The sequence below is a fragment of the Streptomyces avicenniae genome (assembly GCF_000719135.1).
GTDB lineage: Bacteria > Actinomycetota > Actinomycetes > Streptomycetales > Streptomycetaceae > Streptomyces > Streptomyces avicenniae.
Map to the genome: position 1 here is coordinate 466,104 of NZ_JOEK01000002.1, position 15,759 is coordinate 481,862.

Consider the following 15,759-nt stretch of genomic DNA (forward strand, 5'->3'; position numbering starts at 1 on the left):
GGGCCGTGGAACGCTTCCTGGTCTCGCACGACTACGGCATGGGCGCGCTGTGGTGGTGGGTGCGGGCGCCCTCGGCCGAGGACATCGTGCTCGCCTGCGCCGACGTGCAGGTGGTCACCTCGGAGGAGGCGTGGCGCTGGGCACGGGCCCAGGACACGCCGCTCCCCGAGGTGGACCTCGACGCCCCGCACCCCAACCCGCTGTCGTCCTTCCGGGCGACGCGCGACGCCCAGCGCGACCGGCCGGGCTTCGGCGCCCTGGCGGGCCGCGAACGCGTCCACCTGCGCGCGGAGGGCGAGGAGGGCGTCGTGCAGCTCGCGGAGCTGGGCCCGGACGGGCGCCGCCTGCGGCAGGTCGAGATCGGCCCTTCGGGGAAGGGCGTGCGCACGGGCCCGGCCGACTGGCTGTTCAACCCGCCGAGCGACCTGTACGACCCGGACCTCGCGCCGCTCGAGATCCCGGCCGACACCTTCGAGTCGGCCTGGCGCGCGGCGCGCTGAGCGGTCGGCCGCCGGTCAGTCCCGGCGCGGCGCGGCCTGCTGCACGACGTCGAACGACCACAGCGTCGCCCCGGCGGCGGCGGGCCGCTGGCCGCCGCCCTGGTGGGCCTCACGCATGGACCCGGCGAACCACTTCTGGAAGTCCTCCTCGCTGCGCCAGCGGGTGTAGACGAGGTACTGGTCGGTGCCCTCGACGGGCCGCAGCAGCTCGAACCACTCGAAGCCGTCCTCCCCCTCGACGAGCCCGGCCCGCGCCGCGAACCGCTGCTCCAACTCCTCCCGCCGCTCCTCGGGAACGGTCAGCACGTTGATCTTCACCACGGACATCTGCGGCACCTTTCGCACGGGGGTCGGGCGTTCCGGGACGAGCCGGACCACGTACGAGCAGTCTGCTACACCGGCCGGTCAACGCGGCGCGGGGACCGCCTTCCTCACCGTGAGCCCGGACTGACGCACCGGACGAACAGCGTGCCCGTGCGCCGACTTCCCGGGGGCGGGGCGATGACGGACGCCGACACCTCGACGTACCCGAACTCCTTCAACGTCAGCCCCCACACGTCGGGTTCGTAGTCCCAGCGCTTGACGACAGCGGGGTCCTCGTCGGGCCCGCGTGGGATGTAGGACGCCTGGCAGCCGTAGCACCCGTCGATCGGGGGCCGTTGGGAGAAGGCGAGCACTCCCCCGGGCTTGAGGCGTGCCTGGACGAGCGGGAGCAGCAGGCCGGGGTCGGTGAACCAGGCGGCGCCGAAGACGCTGTAGACCGCGTCGAAGGTCGTCGGTGTGTCGGCGAGGTGGGTGAGGGCGTCGGCCCGGTGGAGTTGCATCCCGTTGACGCCCGGCCAGCGCTCACGGGCCTTGGCGAGTTGCTCGGCGGAGAGGTCGATCCCGACGGATGTCATGCCGAGCGTCGCGAGGTGAGCGGCGTTCCCGCCGGAGCCGCACCCGAGGTCGAGCACGCGGTCTCCGGGGGCGAGGCCGAGCACGTCGGCCCCGGGGCCGTGGTCCGGGTACTGGGTCCAGTTGAACCACGTGGTCTCGCCCTTGGCGTTGGTCGTCCGCCGCTGGGGCTTGCCCTGCGCGTACGTGTCCCATGCGGTGCTGCGGGGGTCGGTCACTACCTGTCCGTTCTCGTCCACGGCGACAGCCGCCCGGCACGATACCGGGCGGCCGAAGCTCCGGTGGGTCGGTCGCTCCGCTTGTGGCGGAGCTACTTGACGACGGGGCTGTCGGAGCAGCCCGCGTAGCTCTGGGTGCAGTCGGCCGCGCCGTCGCTCGGCCAGAACTCCGTGTCCACGTCGAATCCGGCCGACCGGATCATCTCGGCCGTCCGGCGCATCGCGGCCCGGCCCTCGGCCGGGTCGTGGCCTTCGCCCCGATCGGGCACGTGGTGGATGAACCCGCCGCCGAGCGCGTCGCAGAAGGCGGCGTAGTGCTTGGTGTGGAGAACGAACGCGTGCCAGAAGAGGTCCACGCGGAGGCTGGGCGTGGCCCTCTCCGTGGTGGTCGCGGCGACGGCGAGGAAGGCCGCCAGCTGGCGGACGCCGCGCTCGCCCTGGTCGTAGGTCATCTCCGGCCAGGAGTCCTCACGGACCAGGGTGATGAGGTCGGCCCTGACCTCGGGGGTGATGAGGTCGTACACGGTCGTCGTCGTGCCGGTGATCGTCATGTGCGCCTACCTGTTCTTCGAGGGCCACAGCGGTCAACGGCCCCTCGGCCGTGCCGCCCGGGTGGATCACCTCCGGGCCGGACGTGCGGCGGATGGCGCGGAACTCCTGAACGCTCATGGTTCCCGCTCGCCTCCCGCCGCTCGGTCCCGTCGGTGAACCGATGGTCCCGCCGCCGTCCGGCCGGAACGACGACGCTCCAGGCGTCGCCTGGGCGTCACTCGGCGCGGGCAGAAGACGTCCGACAAGGCGTCAAAACGGTGTCATCACAGGGCCGACAGGTCTAGGTTCGACGCCATGACGACGTCTGCTGTGGTGCCGAACGATGTGCTGCGGGCCGTACGTATCGGCCTGCGCCAGAGTCAGGACGACTTCGCCAAGGCGCTCCGCCGGGCGGGTGCTGAGCTGGGGGAGCCGAACGAGGCGTCCAAGCGGCTGGTGCAGCGCTGGGAGTCCGGGACCAGCAGGACGCCCCGGGGCGTGTACGCCAGGGCGCTGGAACGGGTCACCGGCCGTCCGGTCGAGGCGTTGGGCTTCGCCCTGCCGGTGCCGATGCCACGGGTACGGGCCGACGGGAAGGGAGGGCACGACATGGAGACGGGCGCAGGTGGTGTCGCCTCGGCCGCGGTGAGCGTGCAGCAGGCCGTGCAGCCGACCGGGGAGACGTTCTCGGGAGTGTGGCTCAGTCGCTACGAGTTCTTCTCTTCGAGCCGGGACGACTCGTTCGAGGGGAGGCATCACGTGGTGATCGTCCAGCACGGGAACCGACTGACCGTCCAGAGCCTCCCGGGCGGGAGCAGCAACCCCGACAGCCCGCTCACGCTGGACCTGACCGTTGACCGCAACGTGGTCACCGGCACGTGGGTCGAGCAGACGGCCACGGACGGCTACTACAACGGCGCCCGCTACCACGGGGCCGTTCAGCTCCTGGTCGAACCGACAGGACGGCGCATGTCAGGGAAGTGGGTCGGCTTCGGCAAGGACTTCGACGTCAACACGGGACCGTGGGAGCTGCGGCTCGTGGACAGGTCCACGAGCAAGGCGGCGCTGGAGAGGTACGGCCGACCGCCGGAATGACGCCCCCGCCGGAGGGCAGTTGTCGGCATCCTCGCGCGGGGGCGGCGCAGGCTTCAATGGACCTGATAGCACGTCAACACCAGCGGAGGTGGCCGTGAGCCGTACCGTCATCGATCTCGACGACACTCTCGTCGCCGAGGTGGCGCAGGTCCTGGGGACCTGCACCGTGGAGCAGACGGTGAACACCGCGCTCCGGCAGGTGCTGGAGACCAGGCGGCTGTACGCGGCGGCCGGTCCGTATCCGTCCGGGGACCGGGCGGCTCAAGGCCGGTGACCGGCCTGGCGCGAAGGCGCCGCGCTCCCCGGGTGGGGGGGCGCGGCGCCGCCGTGCGGTGGTGCGGGGTCAGGCGAGGAGTTCGGCCTCAAGCGAGATGGGCGCCCCGGCGAGTGCCTTGCTGACCGGGCAGTTGGCCTTGGCGTTCTCGGCGGCGGTCTGGAAGTCCTCGGCGGACAGGCCGGGCACGCGGGCCTTGACGCGCAGCACGATGCCGGTGATGCCCTCACCCGGCTGGAACGTGACGTCGGCCTGCGTCTGCACCGTCTCGGGCGGGGTGCCCGCACCGGCGAGGCCGTGCGAGAGGGCCATGGAGAAGCACGACGAGTGGGCCGCCGCGATCAGTTCCTCCGGGCTGGTCCGCCCGTTGGGGTCCTCGGCACGGGACGCCCAGGTGACGTCGAAGGTGCCGACGCCCGAGGAGTCGAGGGCGACGGTGCCCGAGCCTCCCATGAGGGGGCCTTCCCAGTTCGTCGTCGCGGTGCGTGTGGTTGCCATGTGGTCGATCCTCCTGGAGGAACGCGGGATGCGGAAGCGGGAGTCGCCTCACGGTACCCACGCTACCGGGGTGACGAGTGGTGCGGCCGGAGGGATTCGAACCCTCACGCGCGCTAGCGCACTGGGACCTAAACCCAGCATGACTGCCAGTTCCATCACGGCCGCTCGGCGGGTCATCCTACCGGCCCGCCCCCCGGCCCTCAGCCGCCGAGCAGCCGGGTGACGGTGTGGATCGCGAGCCCCGCCAGCGCGCCGATGACCGTGCCGTTGAGGCGGATGAACTGGAGGTCACGGCCGATGTGCAGCTCGATCTTGCGCGAGGTGGTCTCCGCGTCCCAGGACGAGACGGTGTCGCTGATGAGGGAGGTGATCTCGGCGCGGTAGCCGGAGACGACGTGCACGGCGGCGTCGGTGACCCAGCCGTCGAGCTTGGCGCGGAGCCGTTCGTCCGTCACCAGCCGGTGGCCCGCGGCGAGGACGGCGGTGCGGGCGCGCAGCCGCAGGGCGCTGCGCTCGTCCTCGGCGGCGTTCATGATCATGGCGCGGATGTTGCCCCAGGCGGAGGCGATGAGGTCCTGGACCTCGGGCCGCGCGAGGAGTTCGGACTTGAGGCGTTCGACGCGGGCGCGCGTCTCCTCGTCGTGCTGGAGCTGGCCCGCGAAGTCGGCGAGGAAGCGGTCGAGCGCGCCGCGCGCGGGGTGGTCGGGGGCGTCGCGCATCTCCGTGACGAAGCGCAGCAGTTCGCGGTGGACGCGGTCGCCGACGCGGCGGTCCACGAAGCGCGGCGTCCAGCCGGGCGCGCCGCCCTCGACGGCCGACAGGACGGTGTCGCGGTGCTTGACGAGCCAGTCGTGCGCCTGGTTGACGAAGAGGTCCACGACGCGGCGGTGGCCGCCGTCGGCGACGGTGCGCTCCAGCAGGCGCCCGAGGTGCGGGGCGATCTCGGCGCCGTTGACGCGGCGGGTGATGGCCTCGCCGAGGACGGCCTGCACGTCGGCGTCGCGCAGGACCGTGAGGCCGCCGCGGACGGCGGTGGCCATCTCGGCGGTGACGCGGTCGGCGTTCTCGGGGCGGGCGAGCCAGGTGCCGAGGCGGCGGGCGATGCCGATGGCGGCGAGGCGTCCGCGCACGACGTCGGCGGCGAGGAAGTTCTCGCCCACGAAGTCGCCGAGCGACTGCCCGAGTTGGTCCTTCTTGGTGGGGATGATCGCCGTGTGCGGGATGCGCAGCCCCAGCGGGTGCTGGAAGAGGGCGGTGACGGCGAACCAGTCGGCGAGCGCGCCGACCATCCCCGCCTCGGCGGCCGAGGCGACGTAGCCCGCCCAGGCGCCCGCCCCCTGGTGCTCGGCCCAGGTCGCGACGGCGTACACCACCGTCACGAAGAGCAGCAGGCCGGTGGCGACGGCCTTCATGCGCCGCAGGCCCTTCGCGCGTTCGGCGTCGCCCGGGCTCGGCAGCGTTGTCTCGTCCATGCTTCCGATTGTCCCGTCCCCGGCGGGCGGACGGGCCCGCCGGTGCCGGTGTGCTCCGGCCGAGTGAGCCGACGTGGTCCGATCGTGGGACGATATGCGGGTGGGAGTGGTGAGAGCACGGTGGGGATTCGCCCTGCTCGCGGGCCTGCTGGTGGTCCTGCTCGGCGTCCTCGTGGCGGTCGGCGCGGGGCGCGACACGCGGCGGGACGTCGCGGCGGCCCCCGCGCCCGAGGCGGTGCCGACGCCGGACGTACGGCCCGCCGCGAGCGGTGCGTGGGTGGGGACCTGGACGGGCGCGCCGTCCGGCGCGGAGCCGGGCACGCGCGACGGGCTGCCGGGCCGGTCGTTGCGCAACGTGATGACGGCGTCGGTCGGCGGCAGCCGGGCGCGCGTGGAGCTGTCCAACGAGTACGGGACGCGCCCGGTGACGTTCACCGAGGTGACGGTGGCGCTCGCGGCGGGCCGCGGCCCGGCGGCGCTGCCGGGGACGCTGCGGGGGCTCACGTTCGACGGCGAGGGCGCGGTGACCGTGCCCGTGGGCGCGACGGTGCTCAGCGACCCGGTGGACCTGGAGGTCCCCGCAGGGGCGGGCCTGCTGGTGTCGGTGTACGCGCCGGAGCCGTCCGGCCCGGTGACGTACCACCGCATGGCCCGGCAGACCGGTTACTCGGCGGCAGGGGAGGCCGCGGGTGACGAGGGCGGCGCCGCGTACACGCGGACGACGGAGCACTGGCGCTACGTGACGGGCGTCCAGGTGTTCACGCCCTACACGGACGGCGCGGTCGTCGTCCTCGGCGACTCGCTCACCGACGGCGTCACGTCCACGCCGGACGCCGACCACCGCTGGACCGACTTCCTCGCCGCGCGGCTGCGCGAGGAGCCGGGCGCGCCGCGGATGGCGGTGCTCAACCAGGGCATCAGCGGGAACCGCCTGCTGCGCGACGCCCCGTTCGACCGCCTGTTCTACGGGGTGAGCGGGGAGCGGCGGCTGACGGCGGACGTGCTGCGCGAGGAGGGCGCCCGCACGCTGGTCGTCCAGCTGGGGATCAACGACCTCATCCTCGACCCGCACGAGACGGACGCCGACGCCGTCGTGGCCGGGCTGACGCGGCTGGCGGACGAGGCGCGGGCGGCCGGGCTGCACGTCGCGGGCGCGACGCTGACGCCGTTCGACTGGAACCGGGCGGAGTCCGTCCGGCTGGAGCGGGTGCGCCAGCAGGTCAACGCGCGCATCCGCGCGGGCGAGGTCTTCGACGTCGTCCTCGACTTCGACCGCGCCCTGCGCGACCCGAACCGCCCGCACCGCCTGCTGCCGCGCTACGACTCGGGCGACGGCCTGCACCCGAGCGACGAGGGCTTCCGCGCGATGTCAGCCGCCGTTGACCTGTCGCGCCTCGCGCACGGCGCCGACCGCACGCTCTGACGCCGCTCGCCGCGAGCCGCGCCCCCGGCGCCTGACGCCCCCCTTCCGGGTGAGCCGGACCACGGACGGGGTACGGGTGCGGCGGGTTGCCCGCGGCCGGTGCCAGAGTGGTTCCTCACGGACCGCGACGGCGGGCGGACGCACCGTGCGGGAGGCGTGACGGCAGCCATGAGCGACGACAGCGACGCGCGGGAGCCGGGGGAACCGGCAGGGCCGGGGGGACCGGCGGAGCCGGAGCGCGGCGCCCGCTGGCGGCGGTGGCCGTCACGGCGGGCGTCCCGGCCGCCGAGGACGAAGCGGCGGCGGCACGGCTGGCGCCGCCTGGTCCCGACCTGGCGCATGGCCCTGGGCGGTGTCCTGCTGGTGGTGCTGCTGGCGATGGGCGGCCTGGTGACGGCGTACTTCCTGGTGGACATCCCGAAGGCGAACGCGGCGGCGGCGGCGCAGAGCAACGTCTACCTCTACGCGGACGGCTCGGAGATCGCGGTCGCGGGGGAGGTGAACCGCGAGAACGTCGCGCTCGCCGACGTGCCGCTGACGGTGCGGCGCGCCGTCCTGGCGGCCGAGGACCGCAACTTCTACGACGACCCGCCCGTCGATCTGCGGGCCATGGTCCGCGCGGTGTGGAACATGGTGCGCGGCGAGGGGAAGCAGTCGGGCTCGACCATCACGCAGCAGTACGTGAAGAACTACTACCTCGACCAGCGCCAGACCCTGGGCCGCAAGGCGAAGGAGCTGGTCATCGCCGTGAAGCTGGGCCGCGAGGAGAGCAAGGACGACATCCTGCGCGGCTATCTCAACACCAGCTACTTCGGGCGGAACGCGTACGGCGTGCAGGCCGCAGCCCGCGCCTACTACGACAAGCAGGCGAAGGACCTCACCACCGAGGAGGGCGCGTACCTGGCCGCGCTGCTCAACGCGCCGGGGGCGTACGACGTGCGGGCCGACCCGGAGAACCGGGACCGCGCGCTGGCCCGCTGGAACTACGTGCTGGACGGCATGGTCAAGGAGGGCTGGCTGAACAAGACGCGGCGCGACGGGATGGAGTTCCCCGAGCCGGTCGAGATCGCGACGGACGAGCTGTCGGGCGAGCGCGGCTACCTGGTGGAGGCGGCGGCGGGATGGCTCCAGGCCAACGGCGTCGCGGAGAAGGACGAGCTGCTCGACGGCGGTTACCGGGTGCGGACGACCATCGACCCCGACCGGCAGGACCTGCTGCGGCGCGCGGTGGAGGAGGGCTTCCTCGATCGGCTCGCCACGGACGAGGCCCCCGACCGCTTCGCGCGCGTGGGCGCCACCTCGGTGGACGTGGACAGCGGCGAGGTGGTGGCGATGTACGGCGGCCGTGACTACACCGAGCAGTTCGTCAACAACGCGACGCGCCGCGACTACCAGGCCGCCTCGACGTTCAAGCCGTTCGTCTACGCCGCCGCGCTCGACCGGCGGGCCGAGACGGAGGACGGCGACCGCATCGGGCCGCGTACCGAGTACGACGGCGACAGCGGGCGCGAGGTGGTCGGCCGCGACGGCGAGAAGACCGGCTGGGCGCCGGAGAACGAGGACGACGCGGACTACGGCACGATCACCGTCGCCGAGGCCATGGACGCGTCGGTCAACGCGGTCTTCGCGCAGATGGGCGAGGACGTCGGCCCCGACCGTGTGAAGGAGACGGCGGTCGCGCTCGGCATCCCGGACAACACCCCCGGCCTCGACTCGGCGCAGGGCTCCATCTCGCTCGGCACGGCGACCCCGAGCACGGTGCACGTCGCGAACGCCTACGCGACGCTGGCCCGGCACGGCGTGCACCGGGAGGTCACGCTGATCGCCGAGGTGACGCGCAACGGGGAGCGGATCGACCTGCCGCGCCGCGACCCCGACCGGGCGATCTCCCGGGAGGCGGCGGACGGCACGACCGAGGTGCTGCTCGACGTCGTCCGCGTCGGCACGGGCGCGGCGGCGCAGGCCGCGGGGCGCCCCGCGGCGGGCAAGACGGGTACGGCGGAGAACGACAAGGCGGCCTGGTTCGCGGGCTACACGCCTGAACTGTCCACCGTGGTCGCGGTGTTCGGGCAGGACCCGGTGTCGGGCGCGCAGAAGGAGCTGTACGGGGTGGCCGGGCAGGACCGGATCAGCGGCGGCGGCTTCCCTGCGCAGATCTGGGCCCGGTACACGGCGGAGGCGCTGGAGGGCGAGCCGGAGCGGGACTTCACGCTGCGGTCGCGGCAGCCTGACCCCGAGCTGAGGCCGCGCGGCCCCGACCGGGAGGGGGCGCCGCGCCGGGAGGACCGCGACGCGGAGGAGAGCGCGTCGCCCGAGCCGTCGGAGGGGGCCGAGGAGCCCGACGAGTCGCAGGAACCGGAGGAGCCCGAGGAGACGGGCGGCCCCGAGGAACCGGAGGAACCCCCGGGCCCCACCGGGCCGGAGGAGCCGCAGGAGTCCGCCGCACCGGGCGGGCCGGGCGGCGGGGAGCCGACGGGAGCACCGGAGCCGTCAGGTCCCGAGGAAGGCACCGCGCCTGCCCCGGGCCCCCCGGGCGCGCTGCCGGGACGTGGCGGCGCGCAGGACAGGGGGCGGACGGCGCGGCGTACGGCTAGAGGTACAGGCCCGTCGAGCCGTCGGAGTCCTGGAGCCGCTCGGCGGCCACGGCGTGCAGGTCACGCTCGCGCATGAGGATGTAGGAGACGCCCCGCACCTCGACCTCGGCGCGGTCCTCCGGGTCGTAGAGCACGCGGTCGCCCGGCTCGACGGTCCGCACGTTCTGCCCCACGGCCACGACGTCGGCCCAGGCCAGCCGCCGCCCGACGGCGGCGGTCGCCGGGATGACGATGCCGCCCGAGGAGCGGCGCTCACCCTCGGCGGTGTCGGCGCGCACCAGCACCCGGTCGTGCAGCATCCGGATGGGCAGCTTGTCGGGCGAGGCGGGCAGGGGCGGAGAAGGACTCACGGGGGCACCGTATCCCAAGGCCGCGCGGGCACCGCCACCGCCCGGACCTCCGCTACCTGCCCCGGCGACGCGATCCGAGGACGAACAGCCCGGTCACGGCGGCCACCACGACGACGGCGGGCACCACCCGGTCCAGGCGCGGCGCGCCCTCGGGCGTCACGAACTGCGAACGGGCCGACGTGACGCCCCGGTTGGCGGTCACCAGCAGGCGGCCGACGCTGCGGTCCACGGTCGCCGCCGCGCGGGCCTTGAGGTCACCGGCGACAGTGCTGGGGTGGACGCGGACGGCGATCTCGTCCAGGGTCTGCGCGAGGCTCTCCCGACGCCGGGCGATCCCCGCCTCGATCTGTGCGGGCGTCCTGGCTGTGTCCGGCACTCTCGCGCCTCCGTCCTCCGCGTGGTTCTGGCTACGGCACAGTGTGTCAGTTCACGTCGCGGCCTGCCCGTCCGCGTCCCCGATTAGGCTGTGTGGCGGAGCCCGCGCCCGCCGACGGCGCGGAGCCTCCACCAGCGGACGAGCAGGTCCGCCCCACCCCGCGCACGGACGCGGACGACCGCGAGGAGCCTCCATGAGCGCGCGCCTTCAGCCGGGCGACCCGGCACCCGCCTTCACCTTGGACGACGCCGACGGCGAGCCCGTCTCCCTTGCGGACCACGCGGGCCGCAAGGTGATCGTGTACTTCTACCCGGCGGCGCTCACCCCGGGCTGCACGAAGCAGGCGTGCGACTTCACCGACAACCTCGACCTGCTCGCGGGCGCCGGGTACGACGTCATCGGCGTCTCCCCCGACAAGCCGGAGAAGCTGGCGAAGTTCCGCACGGCGGAGAGCCTGCGCGTCACCCTGGTCAGCGACCCGGACAAGGAGGTCCTGACGGCCTACGGGGCATACGGGGAGAAGCAGTTGTACGGCAAGACGGTCACCGGGGTCATCCGCTCCACGGTGGTCGTGGACGAACAGGGCAAGGTCGAGCGGGCGCTGTACAACGTGAAGGCCACCGGCCATGTCGCGAAACTGATCAAGGACCTGGAGATCTGAGGAGCCCCGCATGGCCGAGCGCAAGCCCGTCGAGTCCTGGCTGACCGACATGGACGGCGTCCTCATCCACGAGGGCGTCCCCGTGCCGGGGGCCGACCGCTTCCTGAAGCGGCTCCAGGAGTCGGGGAAACCGTTCCTGGTGCTGACCAACAACTCGATGTACACCCGGCGTGACCTCCAGGCCCGGCTGACGCGGATGGGGCTGACGGTGCCGCCCGAGGCGATCTGGACCTCGGCGCTGGCCACCGCGCAGTTCCTGGACATCCAGCGGCCGGGCGGCACGGCGTACGTCATCGGCGAGGCGGGCCTGACGACGGCGCTGCACGACGTCGGGTACGTGCTGAGCGACCAGGCGCCGGACTACGTGGTCCTGGGCGAGACCAGGACGTACAGCTTCGAGTCGCTGACCAAGGCGATCCGGCTGATCAACGGCGGGGCGCGGTTCATCGCGACCAACCCGGACCACACCGGCCCGTCGGCGGAGGGCGCGCTGCCCGCCACCGGCTCGGTCGCGGCGCTGATCACGAAGGCGACCGGCCGCGAGCCGTACTTCGTCGGCAAGCCCAACCCGCTGATGATGCGCACCGGGCTCAACATGCTGGGCGCGCACTCGGAGACGAGCGCGATGATCGGCGACCGGATGGACACCGACGTGCTGGCGGGCCTTGAGGCGGGGATGGAGACGTTCCTCGTGCTCACCGGGCTGACCGGCGCGGAGGAGATCGACCGGTTCCCGTTCCGGCCGTCCGCCGTGGTGGACTCGATCGCCGATCTGGTGGACAGGATCTGACGCACGCTCCCGGACGGCCCCCCTGCGGATGCGGGCGGCCGTCCGGGGAGGGACCTTCGAGATACCGATCCGGAGGTCTTCCCATGGGTATCCCCTTCTCTGTCAGGCTCACCGTGTGTGCGGCGCTGGTCACGGCGGCGGGCGGCGCCGCGGCGTCGGCGGCGGACGGCGATCCGGTCCCGGCCGCGGGTGGCGGCGGGGGCGCGGGCGTCCGCGTGACGCCGCTGAGTCCGCGCCCCGGTGACGAGATCGACCTGACGATCACCGGCTGCGCGGAGCGGCGGGCCACGGCCAGGTCGGACGGCTTCGCCGCCGAGGCGCTGCTGGCGCCCGCGCCGGACGACGACGGGAACGGCCTGTTCGGCGAGGCCCGCGTCAGCTCCACCGTGGAGCCGGGGGTGTACTCCATCGACGTCTCCTGCGACGGCGCGGACGCCAAGGTGTCGGGACGGCTCGTCATCACCGGCACGGGCGGCGGAGGCGGCGGGCGCGGGGAGGGCGAGGGCCACGGGCGTGACCACGAGCGCGAGCCGGGCGGCGGCGGGCCAGGCCCGCGTCCTGGGGAGCCCGCGCCCCGCCCCACGGGCCCGGTCGAGGCGGGCGGCGGCGGCACGGCGGGCGAAGGGCCGGGGGACGACGTCCTCACGACGGGCCCCGCCGGTCTCGCGCTCGGCGGCGGCGCGCTGCTCGGCGCGGGGACGCTCCTCGCCGTCCGCAGACTGCGGCGGCGGTGAAGGGCGCGCTGGCCGCGGCGGCGACCTGGGCGCTCCTCATCGGCGGACTGTGGCTGTGGGGCGCGCACCTGACGGACCGTGGCGCGTCGGAACCTCGGGCCGCCGCCGTACGGGGGCCGGGGAGCGAGGCGCGCGAGGCGGCCCCGCTGCCGCCCGCCGCGCGCCCCCTGACCGGCGGCGGGCCGCCGCGGCGGCTGGAGATCGCGGCGCTCGGCGTCAGCGCCGACGTCATCGAGCGCGGCGTGGACACCGCGTCGGGCGGCGTCGATCCGCCGCCGTTCACGGCCTCGGGCAAGGTCGGCTGGTACGCGGACGGCCCGACGCCCGGCGCGGTCGGCCCGGCCGTGCTGGTCGGCCATGTGGACACCGAGGAGGAGCCCGCCGTGTTCCACCGGCTGCGGGAGGCCGAGCCCGGCAGCGAGATCCGGGTGACGCGGCAGGACGGCAGCGTCGCGGAGTTCACCGTGCGGGCCGTGGAGCTGGTGGAGCGCGACGCGTTCGACGCCGACCTGGTGTACGGCGCGCGGCGGCCGGGGGCGGCCGAGCTGCGGCTGATCACCTGCGGCGGCGCCTTCGACAGGGAGCGCGACAGCTACTCGGCGAACGTGGTCGTGGACGCGTACCTGACGGGCACGTCCGCCGCGCACACGCCCGCCTGAACACGCCCGCCTGGCCCGGGGCGGGGCGCGCGTCAGGCCAGGACGGCGCCGATCTCGGGAGCCAGCGCGCGGAAGGCGCGCCCGCGGTGGCTGATCGCGTTCTTCTCGTCGGGCGACAGCTCGGCGCAGGTGCGGGTGTCGCCCTCGACCTCAAGGATCGGGTCGTAGCCGAAGCCGTTCGCCCCGGTGGGCGCGAACCGCAGGGTGCCGGGGAGGCGGCCCTCGGTGACGCGTTCGGTGCCGTCCGGCAGGGCGAGCGCGGCGGCGCACACGAAGTACGCGCCCCGGTGCCCGGCCGGGACGTCGGCGAGCTGCGCGAGCAGCAGGTCGAGGTTGGCGAGGTCGTCGCCGTGCCGCCCGGCCCAGCGCGCGGAGAAGATGCCGGGCGCCCCGCCGAGGACGTCCACGCACAGCCCCGAGTCGTCGGCGACGGCCGGGAGCCCGCTGGCGCGGGCGAGGGCGTGGGCCTTCAGCAGCGCGTTCTCCGCGAAGGTCACACCCGTCTCCCGGACGTCGGGCGCGCCGGGCACGGCGTCGGCGCCGATCAGCTCGACGGTGACACCGGCCTCGGTGAGGATGGCGCGCAGCTCGGTGATCTTGTGGGTGTTGCGGGTGGCGAGGACGAGTCGTTGCATGCGTCCGATTATGTCCGGGGCGGGTCTCGCCCCCGCCGCCCGGTCCTTCCGCCCCCGGGTCAGGCGGCGTAGCGGTACGCCGGGTACGTGAGGTACCCCGCGTCGCCGCCCTGGTAGTAGGTGTTCTCGTCCACGGGCGCGAGCGGGAGCCCGGCGCGCAGGCGTTCGACGAGGTCGGGGTTGGAGATGAAGGGCCGTCCGAAGCTGATCAGGTCGGCGCCGAGCCCGAGCCAGTGGTCGGCGGCGGCCCTGTCGGTCTGCTTGGGGCCCATGGGGACGACCGGGTTGACGATCAGGGCGCCGGGCCAGGCGCGGCGCAGCCCGGTCAGCACCTCTTCCTCCGTGGTCGCCTCCAGGTGGAGGTAGGCGAGGCCGAGGGGGGCGAGCGCGGCCAGCAGGGCGGCGTACAGCTCGGGCACGTCGGTCTCGCGGACGCCCCAGAAGGTGCCGCCAGGCGAGAGCCTGATGCCGGTGCGGGCGGCGCCCACGGCGTCCACGGTGGCGGTGACGGCCTCGACCGCGAACCGGATGCGGTGGGCGACGGGGCCGCCGTAGCGGTCGGTGCGCAGGTTGGCGTTGGAGGACAGGAACTGCGAGATGAGGTAGCCGTTGGCGCCGTGGAGTTCGACGCCGTCGAAGCCCGCCTCGACGGCGCGCCGGGCGGCGTCGGCGTAGGAGCGTGCCTGCTCGGGCACCTCGTCCGTGCCCAGGGCGCGGGGGACGGGCGCGGGCAGGGGTCCGCCGGGGGTGAACACCTGCCCCACGGCGGCGACGGCGGACGGCCCGACCGGCTGGCGTCCGATGGTGTCCGGGTGCGACACCCGGCCGCCGTGCATGATCTGGGCGAAGATGCGCCCGCCGCTCGCGTGGACGGCGTGCGTGACGGGCCGCCAGGCGTCCACCTGCGCGTCGGTGTGCAGGCCGGGGGTGCCCGGGTTGGACTGCCCGACGACGTTCGGCTGCACCCCCTCGCTGACGATCAGCCCGGCGGTGGACCGCTGCGCGTAGTAGGCGGCCATCGAGGGTGTCGCCAGGCCACCGGCGGCGGCGCGGACCCGGGTCATCGGGGCCATCACGACGCGGTTGGGCAGGTCCAGCTCTCCGAGGCGGTTGCGGTCGAACAGCGTGGTCATGCGGGGCTCCTTCACGCGGGCCGTCGAGAGGGACCCGCGGTGACGGGCCCCGACGGCTACGCTAGAACCTGACATTGATGTGAGAGGCAAGCGATGTGACGCGGGTCACAGACGGGAGCGTGGCATGCGGATCGGCGACCTCGCGGCGCGGACGGGGGCCAGCGTCCGTTCGCTGCGCTACTACGAGGAGCAGGGGCTGCTGGGGAGCACCCGCAGCCCCGGCGGGCAGCGGCACTACACGGAGGAGGACGTCGAGCGGGTCGCGTTCGTCCAGCGCCTGTACACGGCCGGGCTCTCCAGCCGCACCATCCGCGCACTCATGCCCTGCCGGGACGCCCCGAGCGACGAGAACTCGGCCGCCGCGCTGGCGCGCATGGCCGAGGAGCGCGACCGCCTCTCGGCGCACGTCGAGGAACTGCTGCGCACCCGCGACACGCTCGACGCGGTGATGGCCGCGGCGCGCGAGCACCACCAGGCGCTGCGGACCAGCGTCTAGCCCGCGCGCCCGGGAGACCTCGGCCTCCCGGGCGCGCGCGGGCGATCAGGAGCAGACCTCCGTCAGCTGCCCGGCCGCGTCGGTGATCGGCTGGAGATCGACCTGTACGGTCCCCTCGGCGTCCACCTGGAGCGTGTCGGCGGCGTCGGCGACGGAGTCGCCCACCTCCTGCACCTCGGCGTCCTCCATCCCGTGCAGCTCGTCGATGTTGGCCTGGAGCTCGTCCGTCGCCGCCTCGAACGCGTCGGGATCGTTGTCGTTGACGGCCTGCTGGATGTCGTTCACGTTCCCGGTGATCGCGAGGGACAGCCGGGCACAGTCCACGGCCTGCTGCACGTCACACGCGGTGGTCAGGCCGGCGGCGGTCAGCACCGTGAGGGCCGCCATCGCGGCCGTCGCCAGTCTCGTCTTCTTCATGACCGA

20 protein-coding genes and 1 tRNA gene are annotated in these 15,759 nt (G+C 74.1%); 10 read left to right on the plus strand and 11 right to left on the minus strand.

Annotation, left to right across the window (positions count from 1 at the left end; all coding sequences use genetic code 11):
- Positions 1-5 precede the first annotated feature (5 nt).
- The gene (locus tag IF27_RS06165; protein ID WP_223290933.1) at positions 6-500 is read left to right on the plus strand and encodes a hypothetical protein; all 495 of its coding nucleotides are present in this window, start codon (positions 6-8) and stop codon (positions 498-500) included.
- A gap of 15 nt (positions 501-515) precedes the next feature.
- Here the strand turns inward: IF27_RS06165 and IF27_RS06170 are convergent, their stop codons facing one another.
- The 3 genes from IF27_RS06170 to IF27_RS06180 form a co-directional block, all read right to left on the minus strand.
- Positions 516-827, minus strand: coding sequence for an antibiotic biosynthesis monooxygenase family protein (locus tag IF27_RS06170; RefSeq protein ID WP_052848318.1), 312 nt, complete (start codon positions 825-827; stop codon positions 516-518).
- A 104-nt stretch (positions 828-931) separates the two neighbouring features.
- Positions 932-1,615: a class I SAM-dependent methyltransferase gene (locus IF27_RS06175; protein WP_052848319.1), complete on the minus strand. Its 684-nt coding sequence runs from the start codon at positions 1,613-1,615 to the stop codon at positions 932-934.
- A 92-nt stretch (positions 1,616-1,707) separates the two neighbouring features.
- A complete protein-coding gene (locus tag IF27_RS06180; RefSeq protein WP_052848320.1) occupies positions 1,708-2,166 on the minus strand; it encodes a glycine-rich domain-containing protein in 459 nt (152 codons plus the stop codon).
- Positions 2,167-2,461: 295 nt separating this feature from the next.
- Here IF27_RS06180 and IF27_RS06185 point away from each other — a divergent pair, with 295 nt between their 5' ends.
- Together IF27_RS06185 and IF27_RS06190 are read left to right on the plus strand one after the other, a co-directional pair.
- Positions 2,462-3,241 (plus strand): helix-turn-helix domain-containing protein, encoded by a 780-nt coding sequence (locus IF27_RS06185; RefSeq protein ID WP_052848321.1) that lies wholly within the window; start codon positions 2,462-2,464, stop codon positions 3,239-3,241.
- A 94-nt stretch (positions 3,242-3,335) separates the two neighbouring features.
- Positions 3,336-3,515: a type II toxin-antitoxin system VapB family antitoxin gene (locus IF27_RS06190; protein ID WP_052848322.1), complete on the plus strand. Its 180-nt coding sequence runs from the start codon at positions 3,336-3,338 to the stop codon at positions 3,513-3,515.
- Between the two features lie 69 nt (positions 3,516-3,584).
- Here IF27_RS06190 and IF27_RS06195 read toward each other — a convergent pair whose 3' ends face one another.
- The 3 genes from IF27_RS06195 to IF27_RS06205 form a co-directional block, all read right to left on the minus strand.
- Positions 3,585-4,013 (minus strand): OsmC family protein, encoded by a 429-nt coding sequence (locus IF27_RS06195; RefSeq protein ID WP_052848323.1) that lies wholly within the window; start codon positions 4,011-4,013, stop codon positions 3,585-3,587.
- Positions 4,014-4,091: 78 nt separating this feature from the next.
- Positions 4,092-4,178: transfer RNA gene (locus tag IF27_RS06200), tRNA-Leu, on the minus strand.
- 35 nt (positions 4,179-4,213) lie between these two features.
- Positions 4,214-5,485, minus strand: a complete 1,272-nt coding sequence (locus tag IF27_RS06205) for a DUF445 domain-containing protein (RefSeq protein ID WP_110945588.1) — start codon at positions 5,483-5,485, stop codon at positions 4,214-4,216.
- A 109-nt stretch (positions 5,486-5,594) separates the two neighbouring features.
- Between IF27_RS06205 and IF27_RS06210 the strand changes: the two genes are divergently transcribed.
- Both IF27_RS06210 and IF27_RS06215 read left to right on the plus strand, forming a co-directional pair.
- The gene (locus IF27_RS06210) at positions 5,595-6,908 is read left to right on the plus strand and encodes an SGNH/GDSL hydrolase family protein (protein WP_110945622.1); all 1,314 of its coding nucleotides are present in this window, start codon (positions 5,595-5,597) and stop codon (positions 6,906-6,908) included.
- Positions 6,909-7,076: 168 nt separating this feature from the next.
- Positions 7,077-9,578, plus strand: coding sequence for a transglycosylase domain-containing protein (locus IF27_RS06215; protein WP_110945589.1), 2,502 nt, complete (start codon positions 7,077-7,079; stop codon positions 9,576-9,578).
- Here the strand turns inward: IF27_RS06215 and IF27_RS06220 are convergent.
- Both IF27_RS06220 and IF27_RS06225 read right to left on the minus strand, forming a co-directional pair.
- Positions 9,499-9,801, minus strand: a complete 303-nt coding sequence (locus IF27_RS06220) for a GroES family chaperonin (RefSeq protein WP_052848325.1) — start codon at positions 9,799-9,801, stop codon at positions 9,499-9,501. The genes IF27_RS06215 and IF27_RS06220 overlap by 80 nt on opposite strands.
- Before the next feature lie 103 nt (positions 9,802-9,904).
- Positions 9,905-10,228, minus strand: coding sequence for a DUF3618 domain-containing protein (locus IF27_RS06225; protein WP_052848326.1), 324 nt, complete (start codon positions 10,226-10,228; stop codon positions 9,905-9,907).
- A gap of 193 nt (positions 10,229-10,421) precedes the next feature.
- On the opposite strand from IF27_RS06225, the gene bcp reads away from it, so the two are divergent.
- The 4 genes from bcp (at position 10,422) to IF27_RS06245 (ending at position 13,072) form a co-directional block, all read left to right on the plus strand.
- Complete coding sequence (bcp, locus tag IF27_RS06230) at positions 10,422-10,889, plus strand: thioredoxin-dependent thiol peroxidase (protein WP_052848327.1); 468 nt, start codon at positions 10,422-10,424, stop codon at positions 10,887-10,889.
- Between the two features lie 10 nt (positions 10,890-10,899).
- Complete coding sequence (locus IF27_RS06235) at positions 10,900-11,679, plus strand: HAD-IIA family hydrolase (protein ID WP_052848328.1); 780 nt, start codon at positions 10,900-10,902, stop codon at positions 11,677-11,679.
- 83 nt (positions 11,680-11,762) lie between these two features.
- Positions 11,763-12,413, plus strand: a complete 651-nt coding sequence (locus tag IF27_RS06240; protein ID WP_052848329.1) for a hypothetical protein — start codon at positions 11,763-11,765, stop codon at positions 12,411-12,413.
- Positions 12,410-13,072 carry a class F sortase gene (locus IF27_RS06245; RefSeq protein WP_052848330.1) on the plus strand — a complete coding sequence of 221 codons (663 nt, stop codon included), beginning with the start codon at positions 12,410-12,412 and terminating at the stop codon, positions 13,070-13,072. Before IF27_RS06240 ends, IF27_RS06245 begins: the two co-directional genes overlap by 4 nt.
- 32 nt (positions 13,073-13,104) lie before the next feature.
- On the opposite strand, the gene rdgB is transcribed toward IF27_RS06245, so the two are convergent.
- Both rdgB and IF27_RS06255 read right to left on the minus strand, forming a co-directional pair.
- Positions 13,105-13,707 (minus strand): RdgB/HAM1 family non-canonical purine NTP pyrophosphatase, encoded by a 603-nt coding sequence (gene rdgB / locus IF27_RS06250; protein WP_052848331.1) that lies wholly within the window; start codon positions 13,705-13,707, stop codon positions 13,105-13,107.
- A 59-nt stretch (positions 13,708-13,766) separates the two neighbouring features.
- Positions 13,767-14,840 (minus strand): alkene reductase, encoded by a 1,074-nt coding sequence (locus tag IF27_RS06255; protein WP_052848332.1) that lies wholly within the window; start codon positions 14,838-14,840, stop codon positions 13,767-13,769.
- 124 nt (positions 14,841-14,964) lie between these two features.
- Here IF27_RS06255 and IF27_RS06260 point away from each other — a divergent pair, with 124 nt between their 5' ends.
- Positions 14,965-15,336 carry a MerR family transcriptional regulator gene (locus IF27_RS06260; RefSeq protein ID WP_052848333.1) on the plus strand — a complete coding sequence of 124 codons (372 nt, stop codon included), beginning with the start codon at positions 14,965-14,967 and terminating at the stop codon, positions 15,334-15,336.
- A gap of 45 nt (positions 15,337-15,381) precedes the next feature.
- Here IF27_RS06260 and IF27_RS06265 read toward each other — a convergent pair whose 3' ends face one another.
- Positions 15,382-15,753, minus strand: coding sequence for a hypothetical protein (locus tag IF27_RS06265; protein ID WP_052848334.1), 372 nt, complete (start codon positions 15,751-15,753; stop codon positions 15,382-15,384).
- Positions 15,754-15,759 lie beyond the last annotated feature (6 nt).